The organism is Vibrio sp. 10N.261.52.C11, from assembly GCF_041471405.1.
Lineage (GTDB): Bacteria > Pseudomonadota > Gammaproteobacteria > Enterobacterales > Vibrionaceae > Vibrio > Vibrio crassostreae_C.
In genome coordinates this window covers 1-9,143 of sequence record NZ_JBFROI010000101.1, presented here as the reverse complement: position 1 = coordinate 9,143, position 9,143 = coordinate 1, and the positions used below count along the sequence as shown (strand labels likewise).

At 45.1% G+C, this 9,143-nt stretch carries 7 protein-coding genes; 2 read left to right on the top strand and 5 right to left on the bottom strand.

Annotated elements, in window-relative coordinates:
• Positions 1 to 217: 217 nt before the first annotated feature.
• Together AB4323_RS23415 and AB4323_RS23410 are read left to right on the top strand one after the other, a co-directional pair.
• A complete protein-coding gene (locus AB4323_RS23415; protein WP_372153465.1) occupies positions 218 to 787 on the top strand; it encodes a flavodoxin family protein in 570 nt (189 codons plus the stop codon).
• A gap of 132 nt (positions 788 to 919) precedes the next feature.
• Positions 920 to 1,765, top strand: coding sequence for a LysR family transcriptional regulator (locus AB4323_RS23410; RefSeq protein ID WP_017059296.1), 846 nt, complete (start codon positions 920 to 922; stop codon positions 1,763 to 1,765).
• On the opposite strand, the gene AB4323_RS23405 is transcribed toward AB4323_RS23410, so the two are convergent.
• The 5 genes from AB4323_RS23405 to mutT all read right to left on the bottom strand — a co-directional run bounded on the left by AB4323_RS23405 (position 1,716) and on the right by mutT (position 8,911).
• The gene (locus tag AB4323_RS23405) at positions 1,716 to 2,495 is read right to left on the bottom strand and encodes a TSUP family transporter (protein ID WP_010434762.1); all 780 of its coding nucleotides are present in this window, start codon (positions 2,493 to 2,495) and stop codon (positions 1,716 to 1,718) included. The two genes, AB4323_RS23410 and AB4323_RS23405, sit on opposite strands and share 50 nt — an antisense overlap.
• Positions 2,496 to 2,690: 195 nt before the next feature.
• On the bottom strand, positions 2,691 to 5,921 hold the full coding sequence (gene carB / locus AB4323_RS23400) for a carbamoyl-phosphate synthase large subunit (RefSeq protein WP_017059294.1): 3,231 nt from the start codon (positions 5,919 to 5,921) through the stop codon (positions 2,691 to 2,693).
• Positions 5,922 to 5,937: 16 nt separating this feature from the next.
• Positions 5,938 to 7,092 carry a glutamine-hydrolyzing carbamoyl-phosphate synthase small subunit gene (gene carA / locus AB4323_RS23395; protein WP_372073203.1) on the bottom strand — a complete coding sequence of 385 codons (1,155 nt, stop codon included), beginning with the start codon at positions 7,090 to 7,092 and terminating at the stop codon, positions 5,938 to 5,940.
• 503 nt (positions 7,093 to 7,595) lie between these two features.
• Entirely contained in the window at positions 7,596 to 8,420 is an 825-nt protein-coding gene (gene dapB, locus AB4323_RS23390) for a 4-hydroxy-tetrahydrodipicolinate reductase (protein ID WP_020628676.1), read from the bottom strand.
• A gap of 92 nt (positions 8,421 to 8,512) precedes the next feature.
• Entirely contained in the window at positions 8,513 to 8,911 is a 399-nt protein-coding gene (mutT, locus tag AB4323_RS23385) for an 8-oxo-dGTP diphosphatase MutT (RefSeq protein WP_017062897.1), read from the bottom strand.
• Between the last annotated feature and the right edge of the window lie 232 nt (positions 8,912 to 9,143).

Below are 9,143 nucleotides of genomic sequence, written 5' to 3'. Positions count from 1 at the left end.
CCGCGATGAACCTTTTTTAATCACGTTTAAAATCACTTATACCCTCTATTTCCACTCTTCAAAGATCCCTTCTTTTCCTAACACTCAATTTAGTTAGTCCATTAGCCAAGAGGTTAGTAATGTTTTCTGTTTACTTATCTAATTCGCAGGCTATATTAATAAACAAATAGCTTTATAAATAAATGTATTTACTAACATTGGCAAAAGGGAGTTCAAGATGAGTATTGGTAAAGTGGGCATTGTTTTCTTCTCTAAGAATGGAGCAACTAAGCAAGTTGCTGAGACAATCGCTGAAGGCATTAACACTCAACAACCTAACTCAGTACTCCTTGTCGAAGTGCTATCTTCTGAAGTGGTCGAAGGAAGGTATGACAATGATGATAAGCTCAAGTCATTAGACAGCTGTGACGCCATTATCTTTGGCTCCCCGACTTATATGGGTTCACCAGCCGCGCAGTTTAAGAGCTTTATGGATGCAAGTAGTGATAGCTATTGTAAGAATAAACTCGCAGCAGGCTTTACCACTGGCGGCAGCCTTAACGGTGAGCAGCAACAAACCTTGTTGAGCTTTTTCACTCTGGCCTGTCAGCATGGCATGATTTGGGCTGGGCTTGATATCTCAAAGCACATTGATGACTTAGGTTTGAATCGCACAGGGTCAAGCATTGGTTTGGTCGCCAGTGAAGATGAGACGGCAGATAGCACCAATAGTCACATCAACAGTAACGATCTTCAGACTGCTTTCTATTTTGGTCAGCGCATCGCGAGTCTAGTTAAGAGAACCTAAACTAACTAGTTAGCTGACGGGCTAGCTTCAAAACTCCTAGCTTGATTGATATCTATGATCTCAAGACTAGAGAATGAATGTTGTTTGAGGTAAGTTGAAACAATCATTCCCAAATTTCATGAATATAACCCAATGCTACTCGAAGGAATCGAAACTCTACTGGTATTGAGTAAAGCAAAAACCATGAGCCGCACAGGCAGTTTGCTTTATATCAGCCAATCAGCGGTCAGCAAACGGATTGCGAATTTAGAAAAGAAGCTAGGTAAAAAGCTCATTGAACCGAGTGGCCGACAGATAAAACTCACGCCAGATGCGATAGCATTAATAGAGAGTATTGGCCCGACATTCAATGAACTTCGCGGGCTTATTTATGAACAGCAAGAGTTGGAAGATACTACTCTCATCACCCTAGACAGCTCTAAGTCTCTGATAGCCGGTTATTTAGGTGAGATGATGGGCCAGTTCATCCAGCAAGATAAGTACATCACCATTACCACCAACCACACGCCGAGAATCATAGAGCGAGTGCAATCTGGTAAGGCGACCTTGGGGTTGTGTGCTGGCTTACTGCCACCGCATCATGGGTTGATGACCTTCCATCTATTTGATGAGCCGTTTTACATAGTGAGTAAGTCACCGCTAACGGAGCTTCCTCCAATGGTCATCACTAACGACATGACCAACCCTGCCAATTCTTATCAACTTTCTGTATTAGAGAAGTTTGGTATCAAACCCTTGATGGAGATGGATGCCTACACCGCAGCGGCGCAACTTGCATTGGGCGGGACTGGGCCAGCGTTAATACCGCTCTCTATCGTAAAAACACTCAATATTGAGCCTCAATATCTGTATAGCTTCACCGAATTAGCAGGCTTGATTCGGCCGATTCATATCTGTGTCAGACCAAATAGTTACCAGTCTCCACGAGTTAAAACACTGATAGAATCCATTGTTGATGCTGTTCCCAAAGCAGTTTAGACGCCATTAGCATCGACATAACGATCACAAGGGGTCGAATCCATTTCTGCCCTTTTGTCACCACCACTTTAGCGCCAAGCTGAGCACCCATAAAACCGCCAACCGCCATCACTAATCCTAACTCCCAAATAGGCAAGCCAGCCAAAATAAAGAAGATCAATGCGGCAATATTAGAGGTGAAATTAAGTACCTTGGTGCGCGCCGTAGCATCGACTAACGAGAAGTGACCAATCGCAACAAAGCAGACTGTGAAGATAGAACCTGTTCCTGGGCCAAAGAAACCATCATAGAAACCAACTCCACCACCTACACACAGAGCAAACATCGCCTCAGAGATCTTCTGTTTTCCTTCAGACGCTCTAGTTTGCGGTGCCAACAGGAAATAGAGAGAGATAGCGATAAGCAGCAGCGGTATCACACTGGTCAGTAGGCTCGCATCAATGTGCTGGACTAACTCAGCGCCAATTGCAGAGCCAATAAAGGTACAAAAGATAGCAAGGCGCATCTCTTTGATGCTGACGATACCGTTGCGCACGAAATACCAACTCGCGGAGAAGCTGCCAAATGAGCTTTGGAGTTTGTTGGTTGCCAGTGCCTGCGTGGGTGGAACTCCAGCCGCTAGCAATGCAGGTAGAGTCAGTAACCCACCGCCGCCAGCCATTGCATCAATAAAGCCTGCTGCCGTTGCAACAACAAACAAGATAGCCAATATTTCTAGAGTGATTTCCATATACCCAACGCCTTAAAGTCCTGTGTAACGACAAGTTACCACTCACAGCAGACGAGCAATAACGAAACACAAGATTCTAACCTATTCCAAATATTCATCATTAAGCTACCGCGGAATAACAGACATAAAAAAGCCCACTCCGAGGAGTGGGCTTTGAGCATTTATATCCGCATATCAGCGATACACTTTAGGCGATTAAGCTTGAGAAGCTTTAACCTGAGCGTGTAGCTCTTGAACTGAAGTTACTGACGTTTTCGCGTCTGCAGTGTGCGCCATACAAGTCGCGAATGCAGCATTTAGCGTAGTCGTGTAGTTAACTTTCTCAGCAAGTGCACCACGACGAAGAACTTTAGAATCTTCAATCGCTTGACGGCCAGCTGCAGTGTTCACGATGTACGTATACTCGTTGTTCTTGATACGGTCAAGAATGTGAGGACGACCTTCGTGTACCTTGTTTACTAGACGTGGGTTGATGCCCGCTTCGCCAAGGATAACCGCAGTACCGTGAGTTGCGTCTAGCTGGTAACCAAGCTTAGATAGTTTAGATGCTAGGTCAACAACACGCTCTTTGTCGCCTTCGCGAACAGAAAGAAGTGCACGACCGCCTTCTGGGTAGATGTTACCACAACCCAATTCAGCTTTAGAGTATGCTTCTGCGAACGTCGCACCAACACCCATAACTTCACCAGTAGAGCGCATTTCTGGGCCTAACAGTGGGTCAACACCAGGGAACTTGTTGAATGGAAGTACAACTTCTTTCACTGAGTAGTAAGGTGGGATGATTTCTTTCGTAAAGCCTTGAGACTCTAGAGATTGACCCGCCATTACACGAGCGGCAATCTTAGCGATTGGCGCACCAGTTGCTTTAGATACGAATGGAACCGTACGTGCTGCACGAGGGTTAACCTCGATTAGGTACACTTCATTGTTCTTAACAGCAAACTGCGTGTTCATCAGACCACGAACACCCAACTCGAACGCTAGCTTTTCAACTTGCTCGCGCATTACGTCTTGGATTTCTTGGCTTAGCGTGTATGCAGGAAGAGAACATGCTGAGTCACCAGAGTGAACACCCGCTTGCTCGATGTGCTCCATAATACCGCCGATTACAACGCGCTCACCGTCACAAATCGCATCTACGTCTACTTCAACAGCGTCATCTAGGAAGCTATCAAGTAGTACTGGAGATTCGTTTGATACGCTAACTGCTTCGTTGAAGTAGCGACGTAGGTCTTGCTCGTCGTATACGATTTCCATCGCACGACCACCAAGTACGTAAGAAGGACGTACAACAAGTGGGAAGCCGATTTCACGAGATTTCTCTACCGCTTGCTCCATTGTTGTTACTGTCGCGTTTTCTGGTTGAAGTAGGCCTAGACGGTCTACAGCAACTTGGAAACGCTCACGGTCTTCTGCACGGTCGATTGCGTCTGGGCTAGTACCGATGATTGGTACGCCAGCAGCTTCAAGAGCACGTGCCAGTTTAAGTGGCGTTTGACCACCGTACTGAACGATAACGCCTTTTGGCTTCTCAACACGAGCGATTGCTAGTACGTCTTCCAGAGTTACTGGTTCGAAGTACAGACGGTCAGACGTATCGTAGTCTGTAGAAACTGTCTCAGGGTTACAGTTAACCATGATAGTTTCGTAGCCATCTTCACGTAGCGCTAGTGATGCGTGTACACAACAGTAGTCAAATTCAATGCCTTGGCCGATACGGTTTGGACCGCCGCCTAGAATCATGATTTTTTCTTTGTCTGTTGGGTTTGCTTCACACTCGTCATCGTAAGATGAGTACATGTAAGCCGTATCTGAAGAGAACTCAGCTGCACACGTATCTACACGCTTGTATACCGGGTGGATATCGTATTGGTCACGTAGACGACGGATTTCGCTTTCCGCCACACCTAGAATCTTAGATAGGCGCGCATCAGCAAAACCTTTACGCTTAAGCTTGTTTAGCTCGTCTTTATTTAGACCAGCAAAGCCTTTCGCTTTAAGTTCTTGCTCTAGCTTAACGATGTCTTCGATTTGAACTAGGAACCAACGGTCGATTTGCGTTAGGTTGAATACACCATCTACCGACATACCAGCACGGAATGCGTCAGCGATGTACCAAATACGCTCTGCGCCAGCTTCTTTAAGTTCGTGACGGATAGTCGTTAGAGCATCTGGTGCGTCTAGGTCTACCATTTCGTCAAAACCAGTCGCGCCAACTTCTAGGCCGCGAAGTGCTTTTTGTAGAGATTCTTGTTGGTTACGGCCGATAGCCATAACTTCACCAACCGACTTCATTTGCGTCGTTAGGCGGTCGTTAGCACCTGCAAACTTCTCGAAGTTAAAACGAGGAATCTTAGTTACTACGTAGTCGATTGTTGGTTCGAATGATGCTGGAGTTGCGCCGCCAGTGATGTCATTCATTAGCTCGTCTAGCGTGAAGCCAACAGCCAGTTTCGCTGCAATCTTAGCGATTGGGAAACCTGTTGCTTTAGAAGCTAGTGCAGAAGAGCGAGATACACGTGGGTTCATCTCGATGATAACCATACGGCCATCTTTCGGGTTGATACCAAACTGTACGTTTGAACCACCTGTTTCAACACCAATCTCACGCAGTACTGCTAGAGATGCGTTACGCATTAGTTGGTATTCTTTATCTGTCAGCGTTTGAGCTGGAGCCACAGTGATTGAGTCACCTGTGTGAATACCCATTGGGTCGAAGTTTTCAATCGCACATACGATGATGCAGTTGTCGTTTTTGTCACGAACCACTTCCATCTCGTACTCTTTCCAACCGATAAGTGATTCATCGATAAGAAGTTCATTAGTTGGAGATAGATCCAAACCACGACGACAGATTTCTTCAAATTCTTCTTTGTTGTAAGCGATACCGCCACCAGTACCACCCATCGTGAACGATGGACGAATGATACAAGGGAAGCCAACCATGTCTAAAACTTTGTAAGCTTCTTCCATCGTTTTCGCTGTATCAGCAGTTGGACACTCAAGGCCAATTGCTTTCATTGCTTTATCGAAGCGTGAACGGTCTTCTGCTTTATCGATAGCGTCAGCCGTTGCACCAATCATTTCAACACCGAACTCTTCAAGAACGCCGTGCTTTTCTAGGTCTAGAGCACAGTTCAATGCAGTTTGGCCACCCATAGTAGGTAGAACTGCATCAGGCTTCTCTTTAGCGATGATGTTACGCACAACTTCCCATTGGATAGGCTCGATGTAAGTTGCATCTGCCATGTCTGGGTCAGTCATGATTGTCGCTGGGTTCGAGTTTACAAGAATAACTCGGTAACCTTCTTCGCGAAGCGCTTTACAAGCTTGAGCACCAGAGTAATCGAACTCACATGCTTGGCCGATAACGATCGGGCCAGCACCTAGAATAAGAATACTTTTAATGTCAGTACGTTTTGGCATTGTCTACTACTCCGAATTACGCTGTGTGCTGTTTGATTAGTTCAATAAAGTGGTCGAATAACGGCGCTGCGTCTTCTGGACCTGGGCTTGCTTCAGGGTGACCTTGGAAGCTGAATGCTGGTTTGTCTGTACGGTGAATACCTTGTAGAGAACCATCAAATAGTGATTTGTGCGTTGCACGTAGTGTCTCTGGAAGGGTTTCTTCGTCAGCAGCAAAGCCGTGGTTTTGCGAAGTAATCATCACAACATCACGATCTAAATCTTTAACCGGGTGGTTTGCGCCGTGGTGACCAAACTTCATCTTCACTGTCTTAGCGCCTGACGCAAGAGCAAGAATCTGGTGACCTAGACAGATACCGAAGATTGGTAAGCCTTTTTCTAGGAACACTTTTGTCGCTTCAATTGCGTAAGTACATGGTTCTGGGTCACCAGGGCCATTTGAAAGGAAAACACCGTCTGGGTTCAGAGCAAGTACTTCTTCAGCTGAAGTCTCAGCAGGAACAACCGTTAGGCGGCAGCCGCGGTCAACAAGCATTCGTAGGATGTTTCGTTTTGCACCGAAGTCATAAGCAACAACGTGGTATGGCAATTCTGAGTCTGCTTTCGCTTCAGGAAGTCCACCCGTAAGCGTCCACGAACCTTGTTTCCATTGATACGCTTCTTTTGTTGTAACTTCTTTCGCAAGGTCCATACCTTTCAGGCCAGGGAATTCTTTTGCTTTAGCTAGAGCCAAAGCTTCGTCTAGGTTTCCGTCGTTTATTGAAGAGCCAGCTACAATACAACCGTTCTGTGCGCCTTTTTCACGAAGAATACGCGTCAACTTACGAGTATCAATATCAGCGATACCAACAACGTTTTGCGACTTAAGGTAATCAGAAAGGGATTGTTCATTACGGAAGTTAGAAGCGATTAGAGGGAGATCGCGAATCACAAGGCCTTGAGCGTGGATTGAAGAAGATTCTTCGTCTTCGGAATTGGTTCCGGTATTGCCAATGTGAGGGTAAGTAAGGGTAACGATTTGTTGAGAATAGGAAGGATCAGTGAGGATTTCTTGGTACCCCGTCATCGAGGTATTAAAAACGACTTCACCAACTGCAGAACCTACAGCGCCAATGGCTTCACCGTGAAATACTGTCCCATCTTCTAGGACGAGTAGTGCTGACTTCTTCAAGACAACCTCCAGAAATAAAAATGCATTAAAATTGATTTAATTTGCAAATCTACCTTCCTGCAACACCAAAAACTGCGTGTTTATGGAAATTAGACAAATTGGCGGTATTTTAGTGATCTGCGTGATACGTGTCAACATTTAACTCAAAAGAAATTAAACATTTGTAAGGACTAATTCAATTTACCCCCTCAAAGCTCCAAAAGTTCAACTTTCATGCGCATTTAGCTCGAATATTACGATTTTCTAATTTTCACTCCTCATTTTAGCCAACCATAGAGTGATAAAAATATCAGCAACAAAACGCAATCGATAAATACCAAGAGAAAACATGACAATTTAAAGATCTAAAACAAAAAACACACTAAAGACCACATAAACAGCATAGAAATGGAGTCAAAAAGGCGATAAGAAGAAAGTAGAAGGAAGATCGGAGAAGTGAGATTACTAAGGAAAATGCACCAAATAAAGAAAGCGCCGGCAATTGCCAGCGCATAAATATCTATTTATAGGTCATTCAAACCAAGCACATCCGTCATGGTATAAAAGCCTGCTGGTTTATCATTTAACCAAACCGCGGCCTTGATTGCGCCATTAGCAAAGGTCATTCGATCAGTGGCTTTATGGGTAATTTCCACTCGTTCACCGATATCAGCAAACATAGCGGTGTGTTCACCAATAATGTCACCGGCACGAATCGTCGCGAAACCAATCTCATCTTTAGTGCGCTCGCCAGTAATACCCTCGCGTGACCATACAGCTACATCGTTCAGCTCATTGCCCATAGCACCCGCAATAGCTTCGCCCATACCAATCGCAGTACCTGACGGTGCATCGACTTTATGACGGTGATGAGCCTCAACGATCTCGACATCACAGTAATCGCCCATCACTTTAGCGGCCTTCTCTAGCAGCTTAAAGACCAGGTTCACACCAACGCTGTAGTTAGGTGCCATTACGATAGCCATCTCTTTTGAAGCAGCATCAATCACCTGCTTCTCTTCTTCAGAGAAGCCCGTTGTACCGATGATCAGTTTTTTACCGTGACGTTTACAAAGTTCAATATTCGCTAATGTGCTAACAGGGGCAGTAAAATCGACAATCACATCAAACTCTTCGATGGCTTTAGACAAATCATCGACTAAAGCAACATCAAAACGACCTTCACCGCATAACTCGCCGACATCTACGCCGACCAAAGATGACTCTGGACGCTCTGAACCAGCTCCAACACTTGCTTCTGAATTATGATGAGCGGCTTTCACCAAGTTGCGGCCCATGCGGCCCGCTGCTCCTGCAATTGCAATTCTTACCACTGCGAATATCTCCATTGTTTTGGTTACCGTTGCCACTTATCTCTTGCAGCAACGTTCAATCGATTAATCTCTTTAAACTAACAACAATCTCAAACTCAGGCTAGCAATTACGAAAACTCTTTTATTACTCGCTCTAAAATTGGCACATTTGCCTCTGGGAAGGCGTATTGATTCAATGATTCTAGGCTTACCCATTCACCTTGCTGACCTTCTTTACCATAAGGCTGCTCTTCAAAATCAGTCACGAGAATGAAATCGAACTTAAGTGACTTATCCGTGTAATCAAATTCAAGATGCTCAAACAGAGACTGCTCGGTCACCTTGATACCGACCTCTTCATCAAGCTCGCGAGTCATCGCTTGCTCAATAGTTTCGCCCTCTTCAACCTTGCCACCTGGAAATTCCCAGAAGCCACCTTTGTGCTTGTCATCTGGACGCTTAGTGATAAAGACCTGTGACTTATCTTGATTGAAGATAATACCCGCTACGATATGGATTCTTTTCATTGATGGTGTTCCTTAATAAAACGCTGAACTCACATAGTCCCTAAATACGTCATCCTCAAGAAAGAGGAACGACTGAGTTGGGGATCTAAAACTACGCGAGCCTAACTAAACAAGATTCCCTACTACGCTCACTCCTCGCTATAGGGAATGACAACTTCCTTGCGTAACAAAGTAAGCCATGAAATTTACATACAAAAAGAGCCGCCTAAGCGACTAATGCCGTTCACTTAAG